Genomic DNA, 25,561 nt, shown 5'->3' with positions numbered 1-25,561 from the left:
TTTCCATATGGAAATTCATTCACGAATGGAGACCTTCACATGTCACTTTCAGTCGAAGAAGTTCTCGCGGCGAAGGGAATTTCCCCTAAGCCCGAGACCCTAGAAAAGCTCGAGAGTAAATGGGCCGAGATCCAAGCACTTCGAGGCAAGATTTCGCTTTCCGATGAAGATATCGCGCTGCGCAACATCCCCGGCGGTGATCACGTTGTCTAAAGAACTGCTTAAAATGACCGCCACGGAAGCCGGCGCTGCCATCCACGAAGGCAAAGTCACTTCCGTCGATTTGACGAAAGCGCTTCTTAAGCACGCTCGCGAGCTCAATGAGCAAGTCAACGCCTATATCAGCTTCCGCGAAGAAGCTGCCCTTGCGGATGCGCAGCTAGCCGATGAAGAGATTTCCGCCGGCAATATCCGCTCTCCGTTGCACGGCGTGCCCATGGGCATCAAGGACAACATTTACATCGGCGGCGAAGTCTCCACCATGGCATCCAAGATCCATAAAGACTTCGTTTCCGACAACGATGCCAGCGTGGTCAAACGCATGAAAGATGCGGGAATTGTGCTGGTGGGCAAGCTCAACATGCACGAATACGCGTGGGGTATTGACAACAACAGCCCGCACTTTGGCCCTGTTCATAATCCCTGGGATCTCGATAAAGTACCTGGCGGTTCCTCTGGTGGCTCCGGCGCTGCGGTTGCATCCGACATGTCCTTTTCCACACTCGGTACAGACACCGCTGGGTCGATCCGTATTCCGTCTGCTGCTTGTGGGCTCGTCGGCCTCAAGCCCACCCATGGCTTGGTTGCCAAATATGGATGCTTCCCACTGGCGTGGACCTTGGACCACATCGGCCCCATGTCCAAGAGCGTTGATGACGCAGCAGCCTTGCTGCAAGTCATCGCCGGATTCGATGAACGTGATCCGACCTCCGTCGAAGTGGAAGTCGGCAATTACCAGGCAGCATTGCGCGGGGATCCAAGCAAGCTCGTTATCGGTGTTGAAGAAGAGTACTTCTTCAAAGACGTCGACTCTGACATCGAAAAGCATGTGCGAGCCCAAATTGACGCGCTAGCAAGCCAGGGCGCCACGGTGAAAACTGTGTCTATCCCGTCCCTGGCTTATTCGGAATGGGCCGAGCTGGCAACCAGTCTTTCGGAAGCCTCCGCCATCCACCACGAGGATCTGCTAAATCGTGCCGATGACTTCGGCGATGATATTCGCTTCCTCTTTGAGCTCGGCGAGCTCTTCTCTTCTGTGGACTACCTGCAAGCCCAGCAAATCCGTCGCCGGATTAAGCAGGACTTTGCTAAGGCGCTGGAAGACGTCGATGTCATCATCGCACCGACCTTGCCGGTGATGCCTCCAAATATCGGCTCAGCCGTTGCTGACCTCAACGGTGAAGAAGTCGATCTCATCGATAACTTCATCCGGTTTACCGGCCCCAGCAACCTCACTGGCTTGCCTGCCTTAACCGTTCCGGTGGGTGTGAAAAATGGTCTACCGATTGGGCTGCAGATCATTGGCCGGGCCTTTGGCGAGGAAACCGTGCTTAATGTCGGATCCATCATCGAAGCTGGTAACCCGATGGATGGCAAGCGTGCTCCGACCGGCGCGTGATCATAAAGTGTCGATCACGTGAAAGTCGAGCTGCTCAGCGCGCGCTAGCGTGATGGGGGAAACCGCCTGGTTTCCCTCAAAACGCACGGTGCCGCGCGGCCCGGTAAAAGAGAGCCCATCAACTACTGCGTTGAAGTCCTCTACGCTAAATCCACCGGAACGCTTAACCAACGCAGCGAGGGTATAAATCCCCTGGTAGCACGATTGCGCCATGTTATTTAGCGCTGGTGCTACCCTGCCCGCGCTGCGGGTATAGCGCCCGATAAAATCTAGCGCCTCTGCACTGACTAGGCTGCGGAAGTAGGCAGCAGATGAATAGAGATTTTTCGTTGCTGCTGCCCCACTGCCCAGGAGCATGTTTTCTTCCATCAACGAGCTATAGCGAATGATCTTCTCCGATAAACCAGCGGCGGCGAAGTTCCGGTTAAACTCCACCGCATCTTGGCCAACTAAAAACATCAAGACCCCATCGGGGTTACTGTGCGCTACGGCTTCAACTAATTGCGGGCTATTTCCGTGTCCCATGGGCACAAAAGAAGTCCCCACGATTTCAATGCCCAAGTCAGAAGCCATCGCTGCTAGCTTGTTGACGGATCGCACAGGCCACTCGTACCGTGCACCAACGACATGCCAACGCCGGCACCCAAAGTTCTCGCGCAACCATGACAGTGCTGGATAGACCTGTTGCTCAGGATTTTCGCCACTGCAGTAGATTCCTGCTGTGGTCTCATCGCCTTCAAACAACGAGGTATAGACATAAGGGATTTTGCCTTTGAGCAGCGGTCCTAGTTTCTTCCTGATGGTAGAGATATGCCAGCCCGTAATGGCATCGATTTTTCCTGCTTGTGCCAGCTGGAGAACCTCTGCAACCACTTCATCTGCGGGTGCTCCCCCATCCACGTAGACAAATTCCACGGGCCTGCCGCCGATTCCGACGCTGGCATTGAGTTCTTCTTTGGCTAGTTCACTCACGGCCATGCATGACGGACCAAAGAGTCCGCCGGGGCCGCGCAGCGGAATGATAAGACAGATGCGATATGGAACGAAGCTCAGGATTTTCATGCTCCCAGCTGTGGTGGCGTGTGATATCGGCCTATACTACTAGCAAGAGCTGGCAAATACTATGGCGGCGGAAACGAGCTTGACATGCAGAAATCTCAACCAACGAAGATAGATTCGACCCCCGTAATAATTCCTTTGCTGCTCGCTGCGAAATCTTGTGTCAAAGAAATCGCAGCCGCCGGCGAAAGGCATGAGCTCAGCGTCGACGAGTGGCTCATCTTGGATGCGCTTTCTTCATCGGATGGGTTGACTATGTCGCAGTTGCAGCAGCGCTGCGTAGGAGCTGCATCTTCTATCACCCGCGCGGTGGACCGCATGGTTGAGCGCGCGCTGGTCTTTCGCGAAGTCGGGCAGGCAGATAGACGTCAGGTCTTTGTCCACATTTCAACGCTCGGTGATTCTCTGTACACAAAGATGTCTCGCGAGCTTGGCCGCGTCGAAGAACAGCTCAATCAAGAACTCCAGGACGCCGACATCGATCCCGCGACGTTGAAAGCTGTGCTCGAGAAGTTTAATTGAGCATTAAAAAAGGTCCCTGCTTTAAAAAGCAGGGACCTTAGCCGTTTATTAGCGGCGCTCCTTGATGCGAGCCTTCTTACCGCGCAGATCGCGCAGGTAGTACAGCTTCGCGCGGCGGACGCGGCCACGACGGGAGATGGTGATGGACTCCAGGTTTGGAGAGTGTACTGGGAAAGTACGCTCTACACCGATGCCGAAGGAAACCTTGCGGACGGTGAAAGTCTCGCTGACACCAGCACCCTGACGACGGATGCAGACGCCCTTGAAGAGCTGGGTACGCTGGTTGTTACCTTCGATAACCTTTACTTCAACGTCCAGGGTGTCACCTGGGCGAAAAGCTGGGATATCGTCGCGCAGCGATGCTGCGTTGACCTTATCAAGAATGTTGCTCATGGCAATCCTTTTCAATTTGGGATAGAGGACCCTAGCGTAGAACTAACCGGTTCATATCCATCTACATAGAACAGCTTGTAATTCTCGCACATCCAGCGGGTATATTACAAATCTCTTTAAAAGCCCGCATTCTTCAAAGCATCCGCCATCGAGCCACGTGGTGCGGGCTTTTTCTTCGCAGGTTGCTTCGGCTGCTTCGGCTGCCTCACAGTGTTCTTCGGGCTTTGTTTTTTCGGCGCGTTGGCTTCTTCATCGAGGCGCAGCGTGAGAGAAATGCGCTTGCGTGCGACATCGACCTCCAAGACTTTCACCTTGACTACTTCACCTGAACGGACTACTTCGTGCGGGTCAGAAACATACTTGTTGCTCATCGCAGAAATATGCACGAGCCCGTCTTGGTGCACACCCACATCAATGAAAGCGCCAAATGCAGCCACATTGGTGACTGTGCCCTCCAGGATCATTCCTGGCACCAAATCGGAGATTTTCTCCACGCCTTCTTTAAAGGTTGCCGTCTTAAACTCTGGGCGGGGGTCGCGTCCTGGCTTGTCCAATTCGGCGATGATATCGGTGACCGTCGGGATACCGAAGGTATCATCAGCAAAATCAGCTGGTTGCAGCGTGTTGAGCACCCGCGTGTTTCCAATGAGTTCATCAACGCTAAGTCCTGTTGACTTGGCGATCTTTTGCACCACGGGGTAGGCCTCTGGGTGCACAGCAGAGCTGTCCAAAGGATCAGCGCCACCTGTGATGCGCAAAAAGCCCGCGGATTGCTCATAGGCTTTAGGCCCTAGGCGTGAAACCTTCTTGAGTTCCTTCCGCGTAGTAAATTTTCCGTTCTCATTGCGGTAGGCAACGATATTATCCGCCAAGGTGGGGTTTACTCCGGCAACGCGCTCGAGCAGCGGCGCAGATGCAGTATTGAGGTCTACGCCGACACCGTTAACGGCATCTTCGACAACACCATCGAGAGTGCGCGCGAGAGCCGTTTGGTTGACATCGTGTTGGTACTGCCCCACACCAATGGCTTTCGGATCAATTTTGACCAGCTCTGCCAAAGGATCTTGCAGGCGTCGCGCAATCGATACGGCACCGCGCAAAGAAACATCCATGTCAGGAAATTCATCGGCAGCAATCTGCGAAGCCGAGTACACCGAAGCGCCGGATTCAGACACCACGACCGGGGTTGGGCGCTTCCCGCCTGCTTTGGCAATGAGGTCCGCGACTTCCCCAGCCAGCTTTTCTGATTCACGCGATGCGGTACCGTTGCCCACCGCCAGTAGGTCAACCCCGTGCGTCGCGCACAACGAAGACAGCGTTTGCACTGCTTGAGACCATTGGTTCTGCGGCTGGTGCGGGTAAACAATAGCGGTATCAAGCACCTTGCCCGTTGGATCCACGACGGCGCACTTCACGCCATTGCGGTATCCCGGGTCTAAGCCCAAAGTCGCGCGCTGACCAGCCGGTGCGGCCAACAAAACGTCGCGCAAATTGGTAGCAAAGACCTGCAGTGCACCTTCTTCTGCGACTTCCTTCAAGCGCATACGCACATCCAACCCAGCTGAGATGTACAACTTGGTACGCCAGCTCCAACGCACAGCCTGTGACAGCCACTGTGAGCTGCGGTCTAGCTCAAACCGGGTGGCAATCATATTCTCGTAAACATCATCGTCGCCGGCATTGAGATTCAGCTGCAAGATGCCTTCGGACTCACCGCGCAACAGCGCGAGGATCCGATGCGAAGGCAAAGAGGAAAACGGCTCGGCGAACTCAAAGTAGTCTTTGAATTTCGCCCCCTCGGTTTCTTTCCCTGCCACAACGGATGCTTCCATCGTTCCACTGCTAAACATCTCTTCGCGGACTTGCCCCACCAGGTCCGCATCAAGTGCGCAGCGGTCAATGATGATCGCGCGGGCACCATCAAGGGCTTTCTTCTCATCCTCAAAGCCTTCACACAGATACTTGCTTGCTAGCTCCTGCGGGTCAGCGGCTGGTTGAGAAATGAGTTCTTCCAACAGTGGTTCCAAGCCTGCCTCACGCGCAATATCCGCTTTGGTCTTGCGGCGCTTTTTGTACGGCAAGTACAAATCCTCGAGTCTCGCCTTGGTGTCGCATTCGAGGATTTCGCGGCGCAAATCATCGTTAAGCTTGCCTTGCTCTTCGATGGCTTCCAGAACTGCTTGCTTGCGCTCTTCGAGTTCTCGAAGATACGTCGCGCGAGTTTCAATCGTGCGCAACTGCGTATCATCCAAACCGCCAGTGACTTCCTTACGGTAACGGGCGATAAACGGCACCGTATTGCCTTCCGCAAGAAGCTTGAGCGCGGTTTCAACTTGGTCGGGGCGAACCCCAATTTCTTGTGCGATAGTCGCTGCAATCATCCGAATGAGTCTAGCAGCCATCGATTTTCACCCTAGCTATTGCCAAAACCCTCGCTACGGGATAGGTTTAGGTTTCGCGTGTTCATGACTAAAGGAGAAAGCAATGCATCTGTACAAGCTGCAACTATCCTTCTTTTCGCATGCGCGCAGAAAATCTGAGACTTAAATGGTCTGAGTTTTTCAAGAATATGGTTTCCCGGCGCAGCATCTGCTGACGCCGGTTTTTTGTTTTGTACCCACGACATAGGGAGAAAGACACATGTCTCGTTCTCGCGGCCCGAAGAAGGCCGCACCACGCAAGTTCAATGAGAAAGTCCACGTGGAAGCTTTTGCTTCCGTGCTCGAACCAGCTGTAATGACCCAGGCCAAGCAACTTGCTGGCATGCCTTTTATCCACCCACATGTGGCGCTGATGCCGGATGCGCACGTTGGTATGGGTTCATCTGTCGGCACGGTCTTCGGAACCATCGGCGCGGTGATCCCAGCTGCCGTCGGTGTGGATATCGGTTGCGGCATGATTGGCGTGCGCACACAGTTTCACGCCAGCGACCTGCCGGAAGATTTAGTCCCGCTGCGCGATGCCATTGAAGCAGCCATTCCGCTATCCCCTGGCAACTACAACGAGTGGCACCTAGAGGGATCCGCAGATCGCCGCGCACGCGAGCTCGCGCAGATGGCCGAGCGCGATGGCGTTGACCTTTCGCATTCGCCGAAGTGGCGTCAGCAGCTCGGTTCACTCGGCGGCGGCAACCACTTCATTGAACTGTGCTTGGATGAGAAAGACCGTGTCTGGATGTTCTTGCACTCTGGTTCACGTGGCGTGGGCAATAAGATTGCGCAGAAGCACATCGCTGCAGCACAGGCGCAGTGCGATAAGCACTGGGTACGTCTGCCGGATAGGGATCTTGCCTACTTGACCGAAGGCACGGCAGAGTTTGATGCTTATATCACCGAACTGCACTGGGCACAGCACTTTGCCTACCTCAACCGCGAAGAGATGATGGATAGGTTCGCGCTGTGCTTGGGCGATTTCATCGGCGCCGAGGTGGCGGAGGAAGAACGCATTAACTGCCACCACAACTACACGGTCAAGGAAGAGCACTTTAGTAAGGACGTGTGGTTAACGCGCAAGGGAGCAGTGCTTGCCGATGTCGGCGTGAAAGCCCTAATCCCTGGTTCCATGGGCACGCGTTCCTATGTGGTTGAAGGCAAGGGTTTTGCCCCTGCCCTGCGCTCGGCACCGCACGGCGCTGGTCGACGCTACTCTCGGACCGAAGCACGCAAGCGCTTTACTGCTGAGGATCTGGATTCGCGGATGAAAGGCATTGTCTACCGTCCGGGCAAGGAATGGATTGATGAAATTCCCGATGCCTACAAAGACATTGACCAGGTCATGGAAGACGCTGCGAAGCTCGTGGAGGTAAAGCACGAGCTTCGGCAGGTGCTTAACGTTAAGGGGACTTAGTCCACGCCAAGGTCGTGCCGAGGCCAAACTCGGTATGACCAATCTCCGCGGTGCCATACCAGATGGTATCTGCGGGGAAGGCCTCCGCGACTGCCGCCGCGCATTTATTGAGCGGCAAGGTCGATGCGCCGTTGACAATGATGCGGTAGACCTCAGCGCCGGTGGGTGCGTGGCCATGGCGCAGCCAGTAGTCATCGACAAGCACATTCTCTTTCTCGCACGCACTATAGAGTTGCTCAACGGCAATGTTCTCAACCTCTACCCCGGCTAACTTAGCTTTCCGCGGAAGTTCGTTTAGAACTTCCGCCCACTGTGAGGGATAAAGCAACACCGAAAGGTCTACGCTGATGTCCATCCAAGCCCCTCCAAATACTTAATGTCGTGCTTATCCAGTTCCGCGCCAGCGAGCAGCTCCGGCCGGCGTTCAAACGTGCGCTTCAGGGATTGTTCGCGGCGCCACTTGTCTACCAGCCCGTGGTTGCCGGAGGTTAAGACTTCAGGAATCTCTAAATCCCGCCACACGCGTGGTTTGGTGTAGCTCGGGCCTTCCAACAGGCCATCAGAAAATGAATCCTCTTCATGGGAGCGCTTGTTGCCCAGCACGCCGGGGATGAGGCGCACGACGGCCTCGGCGATAACCAGCACTGCTACTTCCCCACCGATGAGCACGTAATCACCAATGGATACCTCACGTACGCGGTAGCGGTTATGCGCATCATCAATTACTCGCTGGTCGATGCCTTCGTAACGTCCGCACGCAAAAACGATGTGCTCTTCGTGCGACCACGCGCGGGCATCGTCCTGCGTGAAAGGTTTTCCCGTGGGCGTTGGCACCAGCAACAACGGCAGGCTCGAGTCCTCGCCAGAGTTCGCATAGGAATGGCCGTCGATTCCCTCTAGCTCATCGTGACGCAGGCGGTCTAAGTGCGGCATCGCCGAATCTAGCTCGGTGCCGCCGGTGGTCCCCGCGGCGACATCGTCAAGCGCTGGCCCCCAGACTTCTGGCTTCATGACCATCCCTGGTCCGCCGCCTGCTGGTGCACTGTCGACGGTTTTATGCGTACCGGTTGCCCACGAACGCAGGTCATGCACGCCGACGCTAAGACGTCTCTGCTCAATAGCTTTACCTAAAAGCGCATGACGGAGGGGATCTAAATACTCAGGGAAAATGGTGACAACGTCAATCCTCACAGGTCTAAAAGCCCTTCCGGTGGCGTAATCGTGCACGTTCCTTCTTCCAGATCAACTTCTGGAACGATTTCTTCGACAAAGGGAATGAGTGCTTCCTTGCCATTGTCCAGCTTCGCTTCCAAAAGCGATTGCACCGGGCCATGGGTAATGCCAGTGACTTCACCAATGACTTCGCCATCGAGGACAAGTTTAAGTCCCTCTAGCTCGTGGTCGTAGAAGCCTGCGTCATCTTCGTCTTCTAGAGGCTGCGCGAAGAATTTCACTCCGCGCAGGGAATCCGCAGCTGTGCGATCTGCGATTTCTTCAAAAGTAATCAGCAGGCGTCCTTTATGTACGCGCACGGTAGAAATAGTTAGTTCGTGCGCTTTCGTGCCTTGCTTGCCGTTGAGTACCGCACCTGGGTAGAAGCGCTCCTCTGGGCTGTCCGAGGTCACCTCGACGGATACTTCACCTTTAATACCGTGCGACTTGATGACGCGGCCAATCAATAATTCCATATTCATTAGCATAATAGAGCAAAAGCGCCGCTTCCCAATTGGGAAACGGCGCTCATGTCAGCTAGGAAAGATTACTCTGCAGATTCTTCTTCTGCAGCCTTAGCAGCTTCTTCTGCAGCCAGTTCAGCAGCAGCCTTAGCTTCCTTCTCTTCCTTTGCCTTTGCACGCTTTGCAGAAACAGCCTCAACGGATGGGCCGTTGTTAGCCTCAGCCAAAGCAGCGTTGAAGAGCTCCAGCTTGGATGGCTTCTCTTCTGCAACCTTCAGGGTACCTTCAGCACCTGGCAGGCCCTTGGCCTTCTGCCAGTCACCGGTGATCTTCAGCAGTGCGAGAACTGGCTCGGTTGGCTGTGCGCCAACGCCAATCCAGTACTGTGCGCGCTCGGAGTCGATCTGGATTACAGATGGCTCTTCCTTTGGCTGGTAGATGCCCAGGTTTTCGATTGCGCGGCCGGAACGACGGGTGCGAGCGTCAGCAACGATGATGCGGTACTGTGCGTTGCGTACCTTACCGATACGCTGAAGCTTGATCTTTGCAGCCATGATTGGCTCCTTACTTATTTAAGTCACTGGGCAGTACTGGCGCTTGGTTTTACCAAGCCGGTTCAACCCTTGGAGATTTTTCTGCGTGTGACTGCCGGTCGACCATGGTCGGTGGCGGCATTACGCAGTCGTGCAGTTTCACACAACTCGCGCTATATTACAGGGATTTTCGCTAATTCCCAAAATTGGCGTGGACGAATAGGAGTTGGCGCTAAAGACCGAGTAATCTAGTTTCGGAATTCCTGCCACTTTTTGCACACCCAATTATTAGTGTGCCCAAGTATATAGATTCGGACCCTAAGATTTTAGATGAGCACTGACGCAGTTCGAAACTTCCGTTATCGCTATGACCTAGACGGACTTCGCGGAATTGCGATTGCCCTAGTGGTCTTTTATCACGTCTTCGTCGGCCGAGTATCTGGCGGCGTGGACGTCTTCCTGCTTCTATCGGGTTACTTCTTCTTAGGCTCGCAGCTGCGGTATGCAGCTAAGCCTAATGCTTCCTTGAACCCATGGTGGCCAATTTGGCGTACCTTGCGCCGACTCCTGCCGAGCTTGGTGCTGGTCATTGGCGCCACAGCCCTTTTAGTGTACTTTGTAACCCCGCAGTTGATGCGCACGGAGTTTGCACAGCAGATCACCGCTACGCTGTTTTACTTCCAGAACTGGGAATTGGCAGCGCAAGACGCTGATTATGCTGCAGCTTCTGCGGATACTTCTCCACTGCAGCACATGTGGTCAATGGCTGTGCAGGGGCAGTTCTACCTCATGGGCATCATCTTCGCCCTGGCTCTAGCAGTAATTACGCGTATCCCGCGTAAAGGTGGCCTGCGCGAATCGCGCTTTCCCACCGTGCAGCAGATCGCTGGACCAATCCTTATCATCATCACGATTGTGTCTTTTGCCTATGCTTCTCGCCATGGGCTGTATGGCACCGGTGAAAACTACTACTCCACCTGGTCACGTGCATGGGAGCTGACCCTGGGCGCGGTCTTGGCTATTTATGGCTCCAAGATCAAGGTCTCTGAATTCCTCGGCAATATCATGACCGTCGTTGGTCTTATTGCCCTGTTTTTCACCGGCGCTCTAATTGCTGATTCCACAGCGTACCCAGGTCCACTGTCGCTGCTGCCTCTCGGCGGCGCGGTACTTATCATCGTCGGCGGCAGCTCCGGCGGCCGCATCTCTGGGGTTCTGGCCTCCAAGTTTTCCCGATGGCTTGGCGATATCGCCTATGCGCTCTACCTGTGGCACTGGCCATTGCTAATTTTGTCGACTGCGGCGCTCAACCTTGCGACCCCTCCATGGTGGCTGGGCATTAGCATCATCGCTTTCTCGCTGGTGCTGGCTGATCTCACCCACCGGTTTGTTGAGCGCCCACTGCGCCAACACGGAAAGCGTCCTTTGGCAGATGACATGCCAGTCAACCGCGCTTTGGCGACGATGAAGAACCGCGCTGGCAAGATGCGAGTTCTCGGCGGTGGCGTCGTAGCTGTCTGCATGGTGGCTCTACTTATGGTCCAGCCAGTGTGGAACAGCACTGTTTCTAATCTCAGAGACGATACCTTGGATCCGGTCTCCTACCCTGGCGTCATGGCGCATTTCGGAGTCGATGTGCCAGAGGTCGATTCAGTCCAGCCTGACCCAATGTTGGTTGGCGGCATCATGCCACCAACTTCCACCCTGCACTGCTTTATTGGTCAGGATGCGCCGGGCGATGCCTTCTTCGATGTCGACGTCAACGGTGATCCATGTATTTTCGGTGACCCGGATGCTGATTTCACCGTTTATTTAGTCGGTGGCTCACATGCTGAGCAATGGGCATCAGGGCTTGATAAATTAGGCAAACGCATCGGATATAAATTGGTTCCGCTGCTGCGTCAAGATTGCCCGATCGAAATCGGAGACACCTCGGGTGTTACTCCAGCCTGTGCCGAGTGGGGCGCCCTAGCTATGGAACGAATCCGAGAAGCACAACCTGACCTCGTTATATCTAATACCACTAGACCTCAAGGCGAGCATGGCCACGGCCCAGATATGGTGCCGGCAGGCTACGTGGGCTTTTGGGAAGAGCTGCAGAAAGCGAATATCCCCTTCTTGGGTCTACGCGATAACCCATGGGGCTTTGATGAAAACCTGATGGCGCGTGAGTTTGATGAGTGCTACGTTGCCACCGAAGATCCAATCGGCTGTGGCATGGCGCGCGAGCGCGTATACACCCCTGAGGATCCGTCAGCGCCTATCTTGGCGAATTTCCAGAATATGGTGGCAGTAGATACCTCGGATTGGTTCTGCGACGCGGAATGGTGCCCGACCGTTATCGGTAACACCATGGTCTATCGCGACATGCACCACATCACGAATGCATTTGCAGATTCGGCGATGCCTCTCTTTGAGGACTACATCTCAGCCATCATGGCCGGCCAGCCCATCCCGGAGCCTCGCGAGCCAAGCTTTACCCGCGCTCCGGTTGCACCCGAAGAAGAAACCTTGCCGGGAAATGAATACCCCGGTCAGCCGGATCCCGTAGAACAACTACCAGGCGAGGAGCAACCGCCGGTCTACCAAGACGCACCGCCTGCAGAAGTTCCTCCCGTGGAGTCTCCCATCGAACAAGCACCCGTAGAAGAAGCCCCTGTAGAAGAATTACCTGAAGGCGCTGTCCCCTACGAGCCCGGCTTAGGTGAAACACTTCCTGATGCCGCTCTGTAAATCCAATTGAGGCACGAAAAGCCCCCGGATAGCACCACCTGTGGATAACTTATGCGTTTGCGTGACGCGTCAACGTAGTTATCCACAGGTTTTTTGTTTTGCACTAGCCAGGACTTGCACGCCCCTTTAGTGTCGAAGTCATGAACGACATATGGCAAGCATTCAAGCTCCTCACCAGCCACGGCATAGGCTTTTTGCGGCTTTTCGATGAGCTTTCACCCCACGACATATCCGACGAAGGCATAGAAGTTACACTCGCCACAAACTACGCCCGCCTCGCCACCGAACTTTTTAGCCCCTGCGACTCCCCACGCGTGCAGCAAGAAACTATCGCCCTCGCTGAAGAAAAGAAACTAAGCGCCAATCATTTACTAATGGTCAATAAGCACGCGAGGAAGCTCAAAGCCCGCGGCGCTGCCTGGAAACTGCGCGCCGAACTTATCGCCCTTGAAGGCTCTTTAGAAGAAGTCGAAGCCTACGCGAAAAAGCGCGTGACCGAAGAAGGCGGTGACAAACCCAAACAACGCGGCGTCCGTGTAGGACGCGTCATCGATGGACTGCGCACCATTAGTATTACCGATACCCAACGCCGTATCACTGACTTAGAAAAGACGCTTGATGCGGGCATCAAGCACGATGAGGACCAGCCACGCTCTAAAGCACTTCTGGAGCCCTTCTGGGACCTCGTCAAAGGAAACGGCACCGGGCTTATCAAGCCGGAATACCGCACCGTCATTGCCATCGGTCTCGACGATTTCGCGAAAGTTAGCTGCGGGCGCGGCGACGACGTCATCATCGGTCTCTCCGATGGCACCACCATGACCGGCGCAGAGTTCATCAACGCCGCAATGAAAGGCGCACTCGGCGACAAACTCTATGTCGGACTCTTTCACCCCACCGCCGGGCCGGTCAACCTTTACGAGACCCGCTTCGCATCAGACAAACTACGAACCTTAGCCATGGCAGAGAATCTGGTCTGCCCGTGGCCAGACTGCAATGTTCCGGCTGATAGGTGCCAGGTTCACCACATCGATACCCACAAGAACGGTGGTCATACTAAGCCGTCGAATCTGACGATGCTGTGCAAGTATCACAACGGTGTGAATGACGATGACGGTCCAGCTTCGCCGAGCCGGAAGAAACGAGGCAAACCGAGTCGCGGGAGAATGCGCCGCCACCGCGGGAAAGTCCGCCTACACACCCCAGGCGGCAAACTGGTGGGCAACACGCACAACCTGAGCAACATGGGGGCGATGGACCTCATCTAAAGACGCCACGGCAACGAAATCACCAGCAAATGAGAGAACCCAACTAGAAACCGGGCCTGGTTGGGGAAACTGGCGATCCCTTTTATGAAAGAGACGAAAAGCTCGAGCCCCTGGCAGATATGCTCTGTCAGGGGCTCGAGCTGTGTGCTTAAGCCGTGGCGTGGCTACTTATCGAATTTGAGATTGTTCAAGTCGATATTTTCCATGCCCTTGGGCAGCTTGTTGCCCATTCCTGGGAAACCGCCGCCAGCAGCACCGCCACCCATTTGCTCTTGTAGCTTCTGCAGTTCTTCCATAGAAGGCATGCCGCCGCCACCGGGCATTCCAGGCATTCCCGGCATGCCTGGCATTCCACCGCCGCGGCTAGGGCCCTTAGGCTTTTTACGCTTGCCGTTTTTGCCCTTGCGGCCCTTTGGCTTCTTCTTCGTTGCAGAGCGAGCACCGCCGCCCATGCCGAACTGGCCAGCCATCTTGGTCATCATCTTCTTGGCTTCGTTGAAGCGCTCGATGAGCTGGTTAACGTCTGCGACCTCAACACCAGAACCTAAAGCAATACGCTTGCGGCGCGACGCGTTTAGCACCTTCGGGTTTTCGCGCTCTTCTGGTGTCATACCGCGGATGATCGCCTGGATGCGGTCGATGTGCTTCTCATCGACCATCTCGGCCATCTCGCTCATCTGCTTGCCGCCTGGCATCATCTTGAGCAGGTTGCCAATTGGGCCCATCTTGCGGACCATCAGCAGCTGGTCGAGGAAGTCATTCAAAGTGAGCTCACCAGAACCGAGCTTGCGCGCAGCATCCTCGGCCTTTTGGTGGTCCATGGTGGCTTCAGCCTGCTCAATAAGGCTGAGCATGTCACCCATGCCGAGGATTCGGCTGGCCATGCGCTCAGGGTGGAATACATCGAAGTTCTCTAACTTCTCACCGGTGGAGGCAAACAGGATTGGCTTGCCGGTGACTTCACGAATCGACAGGGCGGCACCACCGCGGGCATCACCATCAAGCTTCGTGAGAACGACGCCGGTAAAGTCCACGCCATCGCGGAAAGCCTCAGCGGTAGAAACCGCGTCCTGACCGATCATGGAGTCAATGACAAAGAGGACTTCGTCAGGGTTGACGGCATCGCGAATATTGCGCGCCTGCGTCATCAGGGTTTCATCAATACCTAAGCGACCAGCGGTGTCAATGATGACCACGTCGTGCTGCGCGCGCTTGGCTTCTTCGATACCTGCTTGTGCAACCTTGACTGGGTCGCCGGTCGAGGTACCCATCTCATGGTCGTGCGCATCAACCGAGGTACCGGCATCAGGCGCGAAGGTAGGAACGCCTGCGCGCTCACCAACAATTTCAAGCTGCTGGACTGCACCTGGGCGCTGCAAGTCACAGGCCACCAACATCGGGGTGTGGCCCTGGCCTGCCAAATGCTTGGCTAATTTACCGGCGAGAGTGGTTTTACCCGCACCCTGCAAACCGGCGAGCATGATGACCGTCGGCGGGTTCTTAGCAAATTGCAGACGGCGGGTTTCGCCACCGAGGATTGAAACCAGCTCTTCGTTGACAATTTTAATAACTTGCTGAGCAGGGTTCAGCGCCTCAGAAACTTCTGCGCCAACAGCACGTTCTTTAATACGCTTGATGAACCCGCGCACGACCGTCAAAGACACGTCGGCTTCCAGCAACGCGAGACGAATCTCGCGCGCGGTGGCGTTGATGTCTGCCTCGGTCAGTTTGCCTTTACCGCGCAGATTCTTCAGCGTCGTTTGTAAGCGATCTGATAGTGACTCGAACACTTAAGCACATCTTTTCGTTCGGGAACTTTTTAACTCCCCTAGCTTAGCCGCCTGATAGCGCTTCGGTCACATTCCTGACCACCGCGGCGCGAGAAACAGTTTCAGACATCGCTGCTTGCACCACCATGGTGGCTCCGGGAGAGGTCATCGTCAACCATTTTACATCAGGTAATTTGCCGATCACATGGCCTAAAACCGCACGTTGATCCACGGTACGGACTTCAAATACCCCACCGACTTGCCAATTGGCCGTGGATGGATGCTTCTCAATCTCCGGCAGTGTGGAGTAGACCCCAGATTTATAGGCTTGTACAAAGCGTGCCTCATCAGCGGCTCGCTCGAGTCTTTCGTGAAGCGCACGCACGGTAAATTCAGCCGCATAGGAGCCATCATCCTCGCGCACCATCGCCGCCTGGGTTACTACCCACCCCAGCGCAGCAACCACAGCCAAGGGACGTACAACCTCGCGTTGATAGGAACCACGCCAGGAAATCGTTAGCTGTTTGTCTTCCCAGTTGGTGTGCAATCCAATATCGGCCGGAGCATAGACGCGCGGACGTGCGGGAACGAAGGTATCCAACATTCTTAACCCACGTAGAGAAAGCTCATGCACAGCAGCAGCTTTTCGATGATTCCATACCCCCGGGCCCGTAGCCTTCGAATCGGCCTCAGTTAAGACCGTGAGCATCGCAAGCGTTAGCGGGTCATAGTGCACCGCGTCGAGGACGGCGTTGCGGGCTTCATCTGATTCTGGGTCCATGCGCGCAGCCAGCTTCGACAAAGTCGTGTGCTCTGCGACGAGAGTTTGCACACGCATGCGATCCGGGAGATTCAATCCCAGCTTTTGTGCCATACGGGTGACCATCTCCGCGCCGACCTGCTCGTGCGGGCGGCCATAGCCTTTGCCGATATCGTGAAATAACGCGCCCAGCAATAATAGATCTGGCCGGCCGACCGTCGTGCGCACCTGCGCGCACCGCTCCACCGTTTCAACCGAGTGAAAGTCAATAGTGTGGGAATGGTTGCGCTCACGCGGCAAGACTCCGCGGATGCGGTTCCATTCGGGAACGTAGCGCTCCCACAGACCAAACTTATCCATCTCGATAATGACCTGCGGGCTGGTTAGCACCGTAAAGAAGTCATCAGCTGAAGTTCGTGGCCACCGCGCAGGCAAATCCGGCACGTCCCGCAGACGCTGCCACACCCCATTTTTCACGGGGTTACCTGTGCGCGCAGTCGCCGCAGCGACGCGCAAAATCAAGCCTGGATCATTGAGATTCGCATTGCGGGCCAGGGTTATATAGCCGCCTTCATCAACCACATCGACATCAAGCGGTTTGCGCACGCGGTGTACGCTGCGCCGCGAGACCAAGCCGCGGGCTGCGGAAAGGCCACGCTCGACTGCATTGCTAATCGTCGTTGAGGCCTTCGCCAAGGCAGCAGAAAGCTCATAGCGGTCTTTGAAACCTAAATCTTCTGCGATCTCGGCGGCGAACTCTGGTTCCAACACGTCGCGATGCCGACGTGAATGTTCATGCAATAAGACGCGCACATCCAATAACAGGTCACGTTCCGCACCCAGCTCAGGTACATCGCAAAGATTGCCTAAGGCAAGCGCGCGCAACAGCTGCAGGTCGCGCAATCCTCCGCGCCCATTTTTGATCTCCGGGCGCGTCATCGAGGCAATCGGCCCTGCCCTGCGCCAGCGATCAATCGAAGAATCGATGAACCTATCGAAGTTCTTTTGCAAAGACACCCGCCAGGTGGCGTAGAGTTTCGCGCGGGATTCATCGACAAGCTGCTTATCACCGGCCAAAAAGGTCAGATCTAGCTGGCTCAGCGCAGCAGCAACGTCGGTTTCCGCAACGGCGGCACACTCATCAGGGGTGCGCACCGCATAATCAAGGTGATACTTCGCATCCCAAATGGGATACCACAGTGCGCCGACTTCCTCTTCCTCCAGCTGTTGGCCGGGGGCATGAATTAGCACCATGTCCAGATCGGAATATGACGTCATTTCCTTCCGTGCTAAAGAGCCAGTGGCAGCCAAAGCAGCATTCGGTGGGACAACTAGGTCATCGATCAAAGCACGCGCTGAGGAATAAGCCTCAGCGCGAATTTTGTGTGGTTCTGGAATCACACTAGACAGCTTCTTCGCCGCGCTCACCGGTGCGCACGCGGATAACGTCTTCAACAGGGGTTACCCATAGCTTGCCGTCACCAATCTTGCCGGTATAAGCCGCTTCGACGATGGCATTGGCAACCTCATCCACGCGGTCATCAGCCACGAGAATTTCCAGCTTGATCTTAGGAACGAAATCAGTGGCGTATTCTGCACCGCGGTAGACCTCATTGTGTCCACGCTGTTGGCCATATCCTTGCGCCTCAGTCACCGTCAGTCCGTGGACGTTTACGTGTTCTAAAGCTGCACGCACATCCGGCAAAGTGAAGGGTTTGAGAACTGCAGTAATCAGTTTCATGGTGGTTTACTCCTTTATATCTGTGCGGGATGGAATAACAGGTGCGTTTTTATCCATACTACCGCCCGCGTGTGCAAAATTGTTTGTTCCGACAACGTCGTAGGCCGTTTCGCGGTGTTGGTCAAGATCGATGCCGTTAGCTTCTGCTTCCTTGTCGATGCGCCAACCAAGGGTTTTGCCCAGTACGACTGCAATAACGTAGGTGACAATTGCGGAAAAGAGCATCGCTACAACCGCAATCAGTGTTTGGATGATGAGCAGTTTAAAGCCGTATGCGTAGTCATCGCTAAGCATGCCACCTTCACGCGCAAACAAGGCCACACCGATGGTTCCCCATAGCCCAGCGACCAGGTGAACGCCGACGACATCGAGGGAGTCATCAAAGCCGAATTTGAATTTCAGCCCCACCCCAAGACAACCTAAGATTCCGCCGATAAACCCTAAGATGAGCGAGGTCATCGGGGTCAAAGCGCCCGCTGCGGGGGTGATGGTGACAAGACCTGCCACGACACCGGAGGCTGCGCCCAAAGATGTGGCTGCTTTATCGCGTAGGGTTTCAATGAGCATCCAGCCCAGCATGGCGGCTGCCGCCGCTGCAGCGGTATTCAGCCATGCCAGCCCTGCAAGTCCATCGGCAGCAAATGCGGAACCGCCGTTGAATCCGCACCACCCGAACCACAGCAGTGCTGCGCCCAACATGGTAAACGGCAGGTTATGAGGACGCGACAGGTGCTTAGGAAAGCCCGCACGCTTGCCGACGACCAAAGCAAGCACAAGTGCTGCAGTACCAGCGGAAATATGCACGACCGTACCGCCTGCGAAATCAATAGGTGCGACTATCGCCTCCCCGCCTTCGGTGCCAAAAAGCCACGCGGACAGGGAATCTTGCGTGTGAGAGAGCAACCCGCCGCCCCAGACCATGTGCGCAAGCGGGAAGTACACCAGGGTTGCCCAGGCGCCAGAAAATACTAGCCACGTAGAAAATTTCACGCGCTCTGCCAGCGCACCTGAAATCAGCGCAGTGGAGATGACTGCAAACGTGAGCTGAAAGCCGATGTCGATGACATTAGCGTAGCCATTTGCTCCTTCTACAAACTCGCCAGATGAATCTATGATCTGATCCTTCAAGCCGAACATCTCCACAGGATTAGCTACTACCCCGCCCCAAGACTGAGTGCCATAAGACATGGACCAGCCCCACAGAATATAGACCACTGAGACAACCCCTAAGGCTCCAAAGCTCATCATCATGATGTTCATGACGCTGCGCCGAGATGACATGCCGCCGTAGAACAATGCCAGCGCAGGAGTCATCAAAAATACCAACGATGCCGACATAAGTATCCACGAAGCATTGCCGGATGCTGCAATAACGCTATCCACGATCTTCCCACTTTCTATAGCTCGATAGGTACATTTCTAAGAATACCTATAGACCTATAGGTTAAAGAATGTTTTGTGACCTATACGACATAAAAAAGCCGGCGCCCGAAGGCACCGGCTGGGGGGTTAACGCTTACTTACTGAGCAGCTTAAGACAGTCTGTCCTGCATGTCTTCGCGCATAAAGAGCTCACGCGCTAAGCCTTCAGGATCCTTGAAATAAGGATCTGCTTCCTGGAAATGGCAATCCACGATTTCCACCCGGCGCAAAAGGGCAGCGCGCGAAATCAAAATCGAACCAATCGCAGAAGTGCCCAACAACAAGATGATGGCAGCAAGCCCGATGAGTACATTCCACCAGTTTGGATCGCGAAGGAATGCGCCAATGAGCAAGAAGGTCACGCCGAATCCGGAGGCCGTCGATAGCACCGAAATACGTGCAAATACGTCGCGGAAGCTCAGCATGCCTGCTGCACAGACTGCGAAGTTAAACGCACCCAGAACCAGAAAGATATCTGAGATAACCAATAGTGCTGACATTAACGCTCACCTCGCATCAGCGCACGCGAGAGCGAAACCGCGCCTAAGAAGCCCATGACCGAGGCAACGAGGACCAAGTCGAAGGTAAACCCAGAGCCTTTCTTCATGCCGATCAATGCAATTAGGGCAACGAGCACGAAGAGCAAAGCATCGGCAGCTGAGACGCGGTCTGCGCGAGTTGGGCCAATCAACATACGGTAAGCAGAGGGAATGATGGACAGCGCCACCACCACGATTGCAATGTTTAGAACCATGATTTAAGCCTCTTTCTTTCGGTCCGAGAAAAAGTGCGGGTGGATCATCACCCCGCGCAGCATGCGCTCTTCCATATCTCGCAAGTCTGCACGCAGCTCATCTGCATCCGAGTTATACATCCCGTGCACGTACATCACGCGCTGGCCTTCATCGGTATTGGCAGCGGCGCCGACCACCAACGTACCTGGGGTAATGGTGATCAGAGCTGCGATGAGCGTGTAGTGAGCTTCAGACTCGGACTCGCACGGGTACTTCGCGATACCTGGGGTCGAGTCATGCCCGCGCGATAGAATATCTTTCAAAACGGAGTAGTTGGCGACGGTAAATTCCTTGATGTACCACAGCCAAAAGCCGATGAAACGAAATGGGAAAGTTAGATAATCCATTATCCAAGCACCGCCTCAACATATGCGGAGGTATCCAGCAGACCGTTGGCAGCGGTATCTGCCCAGTTCAATAGAACTTCTCCTCCGACACCGATAGCCAACGTCAACAGCGCGGTAATCACTGCTGGTGCAGCTAACCAGAACTTAATGCGCGGGCGCGCATCTTTTGTATCTTCGATGATGTACGCATCTGATGCTGCCTTGACCGCAACGGAAGAGCCTTCTTCTGGCAACTCTGGGTAAATAGCGACACCGCCAGCCAGGGTGGCTGCTGGTCCGTCGGGGTCTTGACCCGCGCGTGGCAGTGGAGCGGCCTTTTTCCGATCGCCCCAGAACATGCCTTTCCAAATCTTGAGCATCGACAGCAAAGTAATAAGCGAGACCGCCAACATCGCCACCAGTGCGTAGATCTCCCCTGCTTCCCAGGTTCCCAACAACAAGGTGAACTTGGCGACGAAGCCGGAAAACGGTGGGATACCAGCCAGCGATAGCGCCGCGGCGAAGAAAGCTACCGCGATTATCGGCTCGCGTTTCGAGATATTGGTGACCTTGTCTAATTCACCGGTGCCATAGACAACTTCGACGGCACCTGTCGACATAAACAGCGAGGCTTTAACAATCATGTGGTGAATCAGGTAGAAGATACCTGCGGTCATACCGAGCTCGGTAAAGAGCGCAACGCCCATGAGGATGTAGCCCAACTGTGAGACCATGTGGAAGGCCAGAATCTCACGGGTGGTCTTCTCTCCTACTGCACCAAGCACACCGATGACCATGGTGAGGGTAAAGAGAAGCACCAGGATCCACAGCCAGCGCGCGTCACCGTCGAAGATGACCGCGTACCAACGGTAGATAGCGTAGACACCCACCTTGGTGTGCAGGCCCGAAAAAAGCGCGGTGACCGCTGGGTTGGTGTACGGGTAAGAACGTGCCAGCCAAGTATGGACAGGAACGACCGAAGCCTTAATCAACATCGCCAAAATAACGATGGACATGGCAATCGCAACAGCGGGTTCTTCCTTCGCTGCACCTTGCAGCTGCGCGAGGTTGACCGCACCGTAAGAGCCGTAGACCAAGACGACGCCGGCGAGCAGCATATTGGAGGCAAAGAGGTTAGCCACGATAAACAGGCGCAAGCCGGCGAGCTGCTGACGTCCGCCGCGACGGTAGATGGTGGTTGCGTACAGGCCGTAGCTTGGAAGCAACATAACTTCGATGAACACGAAGAAGTTGAAGATATCGGCGGTGAGCAACGCACCATAAACACCACACATCAATACCAAGGTCAGCGGCGCAAAGAAGGGTTCTTTGGAAAATCCACTGGCGGTGGCAAACCATGCACACACAACCGCCAGAATCGACACTGTCAGCAACATCAATGCTGCAAACATATCGACCGCAAAAGGAATTGCTACCAGGGCATCCCAATTTCCTACGCGGTGTGCAAGCGCGGTGCCATCGGCAGTAATAGCGATCAAAAGGCCCGAGCCGATAAGACCTGCCATCAGCACGGTATACATGACTACTTCTTGCAGGATTTTCGCACGCTGGAAGAGGATCAAGATACCAGCGGCAAGCAGCGGAATGGCTGCAAATAGTGGCAGCAATGAGGCCACTAAATCAGGGCTGTACCACATTAGAGAACCACGTCCTTGTGCTTATCCAGGTCCAGTTCTGGACGGGTGGCGTCATCGCCATCGCCGACCGCAGCGGTGACGAACATCAGCACCGAAATCGAGAAACCAATGACGATGGCGGTGAGCACGAATGCCTGTGGAAGTGGATCCGCAGCAAACCCCATTTGTTCTAAAGTGTGCGAGCCAAAAGGCTCGTTGCGGGCATAGGTGCCACCGGTTGCGACAATCATTAAGTTGACGCCGTGCGAAAGAAGGGTAAAGCCCAATGCGATACGCAACATATCGCGGCGCAGCATCAGGTAGACGGCTCCTCCGATGAGAATGCCTGAGGAAATAGCCAGTGTCATCTACTTGCTCCTTTCTTTCGTCTGGTTGCTTGCGATAGCTGCCAGGGCCCTGTGGTCATCAGTCTCACCACGGCGTTGCAGGGTCTGCTCGGAAGCCAAGTCCAGCAGGACGTGGAATTCTTTATCCCCCTTGCGTGGCATACCCAGCAAGTTGAAGGCGGCGACAACGACACCAAGAACTGCGAGATAGACGCCCAAGTCGAAAATCATCGCCGAGGTCTGGTGAGTTCCGAAGATCTCAACGTGCAGTGAGGTCAGGAAGGATCCTTCAGCGAAACCTGCCAGACCCGTCAACGATGCCAAGGCAACACCAGAACCAATCAGCGTGAAGTATGGCCAACGAATCTTTGCCCGATCATTGGTTGGTGCCGACAGGTACATCAAGGCCATGCCGCCGGCACCAACAAGTGCCGCGACGAATCCGCCGCCAGTTTCATAGTGACCGCGGAAGAAGAGCAATACAGACAAAGCAACGATGATTGGTCCGATGACTCTGCCTGTTGCACGCAGGAACACTGCGTTTTCAAAAGCTTCAAAGACCGGCGACTTGCGGTCCAGGAGAGTCTCGCGAACAGGTGCTAGGCGGAACTTCGCCAAGAGCACGGCGATGGCAATACCAGCCATGCCAAGCACTGTCAGCTCACCGAAAGTATCGAAAGCACGGTAGTCAACCAAAATGGTGTTTACGACATTAGAACCACCGGTATCCTTTGGCGCTTGTTCAAGATACAGGCGCGCTGCATCAGACTTGTCACGACGACCAGTCAGTCCCCATACAGCGAGGGTGGCACTTACGCCGACCGCTACGGACAAGACGATGGACCACCAGTGGAATTTGCGGGTTTCCGGAGTGAAGTGATCAGGCAAGCGGTGCAGTACCAAGACCAAAACACAGACCGTCAAAATTTCAACAGTCAACTGCGTAGTCGCAACATCGGCAGCACCTAGGGCATAGAACCACAGCGTCACACCGAAGCCAGCAATCGAAACCACCACGACCACGGTCAGACGAGACTTGGCCATAACGGATGCCAGCACGCCAATGCCGATGATGAGTACGAATACCCAGTCGGTTGGGGTGGAGGTCTCACGATGGACTTCTGGCAGATCACGCAGAACAAAGAGACCGACGACAGCGATCAAAATCAGCATCAAAAATGGCACAACGAGGTGACGACGCATAGACGTCGTGCCCGAAGGCTTAGTTGCGTACTTAGCGCCGAAGTCGATGATTCCCTCGCGCAGTTTCTCTACAGCCGAAAGCCCCGAAATTGGTGCACCAAAGTTTGTCATCGCGCGAGCAAGTTCGCGGTTGAAGTTCACCAAGATGATACCGAAGGCAATGATGATGCCGGTGAGAGCAAGCGGGATATTAAAGCCATGCCAGATACTCAGGTGTGGTTCATGAGCATCTGCTGTGGTGGCAACAGCTGCCTGTCCCACTGCCCAATTCAACAAGGAAGGCACAATTCCCAGCACCACGGTGATAAGAGCCAGGATGCCTGGAACAAACCACACGGTTGGCTTTGCTTCAGTAATAGTGTCTACTGGTTCTGGCTCGAAGCCGCCTTCTTCGGCCTGGTAATTTGCCTCCGCGATTGAATGCTTGGTCGCGCCCCGTGCTCCAATGATGTAGCGGAAGGAGTAGGCGAAGGTAAACATCGACGTGATGACAATGACTGCGGTGACCAGAATCTTAAAGGGCTCTGCCAAACCGGAGTCCAAGCTGGCAGTGATGAGTCCTTCTTTGGAAACGAAGCCCAACAGCAGCGGAATACCCGCCATGGACGCACCAGCGATCGTGATAATGCCCGTGGTGATAGGCATCTTGACGATGCGGGTGTGGCGCAATTTTTGATACGAGCGCGTGCCGGTTTCGTGCTCGATGATGCCCACCGACATAAACAGCGCTGCCTTGAAGCAGGCGTGCGCGATGGTGTGGACAATCGCCGCGGTGATTGCTGCATCGGTGCCAATACCGACGGTCAGCACCAGCAAGCCCAACTGCGACATGGTGGAATACGCCAACAGTTCTTTTAGATCATCACACTTGATGGCGGTGAGTGCACCGAAGAGTGCGGTGATGCCGCCGCAGACCACCAACATGACATTCCACAACTGAACATCATGAAGCAGTGGCGAGTAGCGCAGAATCAGGTAAATACCTGCCTTGACCATCGCTGCTGCGTGCAGGTAAGCCGAAACTGGTGCGATGGCAACCATCGAATCGGGCAACCACGCTTGGAAAGGAAATTGCGCAGACTTGGTAAAAGCTGCAATGGCGATTAAGAAAGCCACCGTTGCCAAAAGCGCAGGGTTTTCCGCCCACATCGGTGAGGCAATGACCTCAGAAATCGACATGGTCTCTGCATTGATCGCCATGATTACGGTAGCGCCCAGCAAGAATAGACCACCAAGAACCGTCACCAGCAGGGTACGGATTGCTGGTTGATGTCCCTTCTCACCAGAGTTGGCAATCAAGAAGTAAGAGCACAGCGTCGTAAGCTCCCAGGCGAGGTAGAACACCATCAAGTTATCCGTGGTGACTACAACCGCCATGGATGCTGCGAAACCACAAATATAGAAGTAAAAGGCAGTGTCTTTATGGTGTAGATACCGCGTCGAATACGCCAAAACACCAGCGCCGATAAGCAGCACCAGCATCAAAAATACTAAGGATAGGCCGTCGAGACGCAGAGAGAAGTTCACGTCGATGGTCGGCATCCACCGCACCGATTCAGTATGCACTTCTTCAGTGCTATAGGTCGACGCTGCCATGCCAGCACCAGCAAGCAGCGGCAAGGACAGAAGCCAGCCAGCATTGCGCCCTAAAAGACGCGACGCCAAAGGGGCAACTGCGACTGTGAGCCCTAACAGGACTAAAACATAAAAAAGCATCGCAAGTAGATATTCCTCTTAAATGAACATGAAAAGACGGGGTGACCTACTCAGTTCAAGGAATGACGCCGGAGAGGTGTGGGCCCCACGAATTGATATAGCCATTAGTTCCGTTGTGCCTGATACGCACAGCGGAATATGAGGCATTTGTATTCGTCATCACAGAAAGACTAGCACGCCCCGCACTCCATATAAGAG

The 25,561-nt window shown here is 54.9% G+C and carries 23 protein-coding genes; 6 read left to right on the top strand and 17 right to left on the bottom strand.

Annotated features, from left to right (window positions below; genetic code table 11):
* Positions 1-39 precede the first annotated feature (39 nt).
* On the top strand, positions 40-213 hold the full coding sequence (locus C5Y44_RS13360; protein WP_199185997.1) for a hypothetical protein: 174 nt from the start codon (positions 40-42) through the stop codon (positions 211-213).
* On the top strand, positions 206-1,618 hold the full coding sequence (locus C5Y44_RS06410) for an amidase (RefSeq protein WP_105324351.1): 1,413 nt from the start codon (positions 206-208) through the stop codon (positions 1,616-1,618). Before C5Y44_RS13360 ends, C5Y44_RS06410 begins: the two co-directional genes overlap by 8 nt.
* Here C5Y44_RS06410 and C5Y44_RS06405 read toward each other — a convergent pair whose 3' ends face one another.
* Positions 1,619-2,680 carry a substrate-binding domain-containing protein gene (locus tag C5Y44_RS06405; RefSeq protein ID WP_105324187.1) on the bottom strand — a complete coding sequence of 354 codons (1,062 nt, stop codon included), beginning with the start codon at positions 2,678-2,680 and terminating at the stop codon, positions 1,619-1,621. It abuts the gene before it with no gap.
* Positions 2,681-2,764: 84 nt separating this feature from the next.
* Between C5Y44_RS06405 and C5Y44_RS06400 the strand changes: the two genes are divergently transcribed.
* The gene (locus C5Y44_RS06400; RefSeq protein ID WP_105324186.1) at positions 2,765-3,199 is read left to right on the top strand and encodes a MarR family winged helix-turn-helix transcriptional regulator; all 435 of its coding nucleotides are present in this window, start codon (positions 2,765-2,767) and stop codon (positions 3,197-3,199) included.
* 48 nt (positions 3,200-3,247) lie between these two features.
* Here C5Y44_RS06400 and rplS read toward each other — a convergent pair whose 3' ends face one another.
* Positions 3,248-3,592, bottom strand: a complete 345-nt coding sequence (gene rplS, locus C5Y44_RS06395) for a 50S ribosomal protein L19 (RefSeq protein ID WP_066793300.1) — start codon at positions 3,590-3,592, stop codon at positions 3,248-3,250.
* A gap of 116 nt (positions 3,593-3,708) precedes the next feature.
* The gene (locus C5Y44_RS06390) at positions 3,709-5,973 is read right to left on the bottom strand and encodes a Tex family protein (protein ID WP_105324185.1); all 2,265 of its coding nucleotides are present in this window, start codon (positions 5,971-5,973) and stop codon (positions 3,709-3,711) included.
* 259 nt (positions 5,974-6,232) lie between these two features.
* On the opposite strand from C5Y44_RS06390, the gene C5Y44_RS06385 reads away from it, so the two are divergent.
* The gene (locus C5Y44_RS06385; protein ID WP_105324184.1) at positions 6,233-7,438 is read left to right on the top strand and encodes an RtcB family protein; all 1,206 of its coding nucleotides are present in this window, start codon (positions 6,233-6,235) and stop codon (positions 7,436-7,438) included.
* Here the strand turns inward: C5Y44_RS06385 and C5Y44_RS06380 are convergent.
* The 4 genes from C5Y44_RS06380 to rpsP form a co-directional block, all read right to left on the bottom strand.
* Entirely contained in the window at positions 7,425-7,793 is a 369-nt protein-coding gene (locus tag C5Y44_RS06380) for a hypothetical protein (RefSeq protein ID WP_105324183.1), read from the bottom strand. The two genes, C5Y44_RS06385 and C5Y44_RS06380, sit on opposite strands and share 14 nt — an antisense overlap.
* Entirely contained in the window at positions 7,778-8,629 is an 852-nt protein-coding gene (gene trmD / locus C5Y44_RS06375; protein ID WP_105324182.1) for a tRNA (guanosine(37)-N1)-methyltransferase TrmD, read from the bottom strand. The genes C5Y44_RS06380 and trmD overlap by 16 nt, the downstream gene beginning before the upstream one ends.
* The gene (rimM, locus tag C5Y44_RS06370) at positions 8,626-9,126 is read right to left on the bottom strand and encodes a ribosome maturation factor RimM (protein ID WP_105324350.1); all 501 of its coding nucleotides are present in this window, start codon (positions 9,124-9,126) and stop codon (positions 8,626-8,628) included. The genes trmD and rimM overlap by 4 nt, the downstream gene beginning before the upstream one ends.
* 71 nt (positions 9,127-9,197) lie before the next feature.
* Positions 9,198-9,668, bottom strand: coding sequence for a 30S ribosomal protein S16 (gene rpsP / locus C5Y44_RS06365; RefSeq protein ID WP_066793290.1), 471 nt, complete (start codon positions 9,666-9,668; stop codon positions 9,198-9,200).
* A gap of 309 nt (positions 9,669-9,977) precedes the next feature.
* Here rpsP and C5Y44_RS06360 point away from each other — a divergent pair, with 309 nt between their 5' ends.
* Together C5Y44_RS06360 and C5Y44_RS06355 are read left to right on the top strand one after the other, a co-directional pair.
* On the top strand, positions 9,978-12,380 hold the full coding sequence (locus C5Y44_RS06360; RefSeq protein ID WP_105324181.1) for an acyltransferase family protein: 2,403 nt from the start codon (positions 9,978-9,980) through the stop codon (positions 12,378-12,380).
* A gap of 140 nt (positions 12,381-12,520) precedes the next feature.
* On the top strand, positions 12,521-13,648 hold the full coding sequence (locus tag C5Y44_RS06355; RefSeq protein ID WP_105324180.1) for an HNH endonuclease signature motif containing protein: 1,128 nt from the start codon (positions 12,521-12,523) through the stop codon (positions 13,646-13,648).
* Between the two features lie 164 nt (positions 13,649-13,812).
* Here C5Y44_RS06355 and ffh read toward each other — a convergent pair whose 3' ends face one another.
* The 10 genes from ffh to C5Y44_RS06305 all read right to left on the bottom strand — a co-directional run bounded on the left by ffh (position 13,813) and on the right by C5Y44_RS06305 (position 25,363).
* Complete coding sequence (gene ffh, locus C5Y44_RS06350) at positions 13,813-15,438, bottom strand: signal recognition particle protein (protein ID WP_105324179.1); 1,626 nt, start codon at positions 15,436-15,438, stop codon at positions 13,813-13,815.
* A gap of 43 nt (positions 15,439-15,481) precedes the next feature.
* Complete coding sequence (locus tag C5Y44_RS06345) at positions 15,482-17,575, bottom strand: [protein-PII] uridylyltransferase (RefSeq protein ID WP_105324349.1); 2,094 nt, start codon at positions 17,573-17,575, stop codon at positions 15,482-15,484.
* Between the two features lie 4 nt (positions 17,576-17,579).
* Positions 17,580-17,918, bottom strand: coding sequence for a P-II family nitrogen regulator (locus C5Y44_RS06340; protein WP_066793282.1), 339 nt, complete (start codon positions 17,916-17,918; stop codon positions 17,580-17,582).
* 6 nt (positions 17,919-17,924) lie between these two features.
* Positions 17,925-19,301 (bottom strand): ammonium transporter, encoded by a 1,377-nt coding sequence (locus C5Y44_RS06335; RefSeq protein WP_105324178.1) that lies wholly within the window; start codon positions 19,299-19,301, stop codon positions 17,925-17,927.
* Between the two features lie 149 nt (positions 19,302-19,450).
* Positions 19,451-19,840: a monovalent cation/H(+) antiporter subunit G gene (locus C5Y44_RS06330; RefSeq protein ID WP_105324177.1), complete on the bottom strand. Its 390-nt coding sequence runs from the start codon at positions 19,838-19,840 to the stop codon at positions 19,451-19,453.
* Positions 19,840-20,094 carry a monovalent cation/H+ antiporter complex subunit F gene (locus C5Y44_RS06325; protein WP_003845335.1) on the bottom strand — a complete coding sequence of 85 codons (255 nt, stop codon included), beginning with the start codon at positions 20,092-20,094 and terminating at the stop codon, positions 19,840-19,842. The genes C5Y44_RS06330 and C5Y44_RS06325 overlap by 1 nt, the downstream gene beginning before the upstream one ends.
* Positions 20,095-20,097: 3 nt before the next feature.
* Positions 20,098-20,481: a Na+/H+ antiporter subunit E gene (locus C5Y44_RS06320; protein WP_105324176.1), complete on the bottom strand. Its 384-nt coding sequence runs from the start codon at positions 20,479-20,481 to the stop codon at positions 20,098-20,100.
* Positions 20,481-22,118, bottom strand: a complete 1,638-nt coding sequence (locus C5Y44_RS06315) for a monovalent cation/H+ antiporter subunit D family protein (protein ID WP_105324175.1) — start codon at positions 22,116-22,118, stop codon at positions 20,481-20,483. Before C5Y44_RS06315 ends, C5Y44_RS06320 begins: the two co-directional genes overlap by 1 nt.
* Positions 22,118-22,465 (bottom strand): sodium:proton antiporter, encoded by a 348-nt coding sequence (locus tag C5Y44_RS06310; protein WP_105324174.1) that lies wholly within the window; start codon positions 22,463-22,465, stop codon positions 22,118-22,120. The genes C5Y44_RS06315 and C5Y44_RS06310 overlap by 1 nt, the downstream gene beginning before the upstream one ends.
* Positions 22,466-25,363, bottom strand: coding sequence for a DUF4040 family protein (locus tag C5Y44_RS06305; RefSeq protein ID WP_105324173.1), 2,898 nt, complete (start codon positions 25,361-25,363; stop codon positions 22,466-22,468).
* Between the last annotated feature and the right edge of the window lie 198 nt (positions 25,364-25,561).

Origin of the sequence: Corynebacterium sp. J010B-136 (assembly GCF_002967075.1) — a bacterium.
In the GTDB taxonomy this organism is placed as follows: domain Bacteria; phylum Actinomycetota; class Actinomycetes; order Mycobacteriales; family Mycobacteriaceae; genus Corynebacterium.
The sequence above is the reverse complement of the archived record's forward strand: the minus strand, read 5'-3'. Positions and strand labels throughout refer to the sequence as shown.

Bases quoted from the DNA above. Each gene is read 5' to 3' on its own strand.
- C5Y44_RS13360 (WP_199185997.1), top strand. From the start codon at position 40: ATGTCACTTTCAGTCGAAGAAGTTCTCGCGGCGAAGGGAATTTCCCCT.
- C5Y44_RS06405 (WP_105324187.1), bottom strand. From the start codon at position 2,680: ATGAAAATCCTGAGCTTCGTTCCATATCGCATCTGTCTTATCATTCCG.
- C5Y44_RS06400 (WP_105324186.1), top strand. From the start codon at position 2,765: ATGCAGAAATCTCAACCAACGAAGATAGATTCGACCCCCGTAATAATT.
- rplS (WP_066793300.1), bottom strand. From the start codon at position 3,592: ATGAGCAACATTCTTGATAAGGTCAACGCAGCATCGCTGCGCGACGAT.
- C5Y44_RS06390 (WP_105324185.1), bottom strand. From the start codon at position 5,973: ATGATTGCAGCGACTATCGCACAAGAAATTGGGGTTCGCCCCGACCAA.
- C5Y44_RS06385 (WP_105324184.1), top strand. From the start codon at position 6,233: ATGTCTCGTTCTCGCGGCCCGAAGAAGGCCGCACCACGCAAGTTCAAT.
- C5Y44_RS06380 (WP_105324183.1), bottom strand. From the start codon at position 7,793: ATGGACATCAGCGTAGACCTTTCGGTGTTGCTTTATCCCTCACAGTGG.
- rimM (WP_105324350.1), bottom strand. From the start codon at position 9,126: ATGGAATTATTGATTGGCCGCGTCATCAAGTCGCACGGTATTAAAGGT.
- rpsP (WP_066793290.1), bottom strand. From the start codon at position 9,668: ATGGCTGCAAAGATCAAGCTTCAGCGTATCGGTAAGGTACGCAACGCA.
- C5Y44_RS06360 (WP_105324181.1), top strand. From the start codon at position 9,978: ATGAGCACTGACGCAGTTCGAAACTTCCGTTATCGCTATGACCTAGAC.
- C5Y44_RS06355 (WP_105324180.1), top strand. From the start codon at position 12,521: ATGAACGACATATGGCAAGCATTCAAGCTCCTCACCAGCCACGGCATA.
- C5Y44_RS06340 (WP_066793282.1), bottom strand. From the start codon at position 17,918: ATGAAACTGATTACTGCAGTTCTCAAACCCTTCACTTTGCCGGATGTG.
- C5Y44_RS06330 (WP_105324177.1), bottom strand. From the start codon at position 19,840: ATGTCAGCACTATTGGTTATCTCAGATATCTTTCTGGTTCTGGGTGCG.
- C5Y44_RS06325 (WP_003845335.1), bottom strand. From the start codon at position 20,094: ATGGTTCTAAACATTGCAATCGTGGTGGTGGCGCTGTCCATCATTCCC.
- C5Y44_RS06320 (WP_105324176.1), bottom strand. From the start codon at position 20,481: ATGGATTATCTAACTTTCCCATTTCGTTTCATCGGCTTTTGGCTGTGG.
- C5Y44_RS06315 (WP_105324175.1), bottom strand. From the start codon at position 22,118: ATGTGGTACAGCCCTGATTTAGTGGCCTCATTGCTGCCACTATTTGCA.
- C5Y44_RS06310 (WP_105324174.1), bottom strand. From the start codon at position 22,465: ATGACACTGGCTATTTCCTCAGGCATTCTCATCGGAGGAGCCGTCTAC.
- C5Y44_RS06305 (WP_105324173.1), bottom strand. From the start codon at position 25,363: ATGCTTTTTTATGTTTTAGTCCTGTTAGGGCTCACAGTCGCAGTTGCC.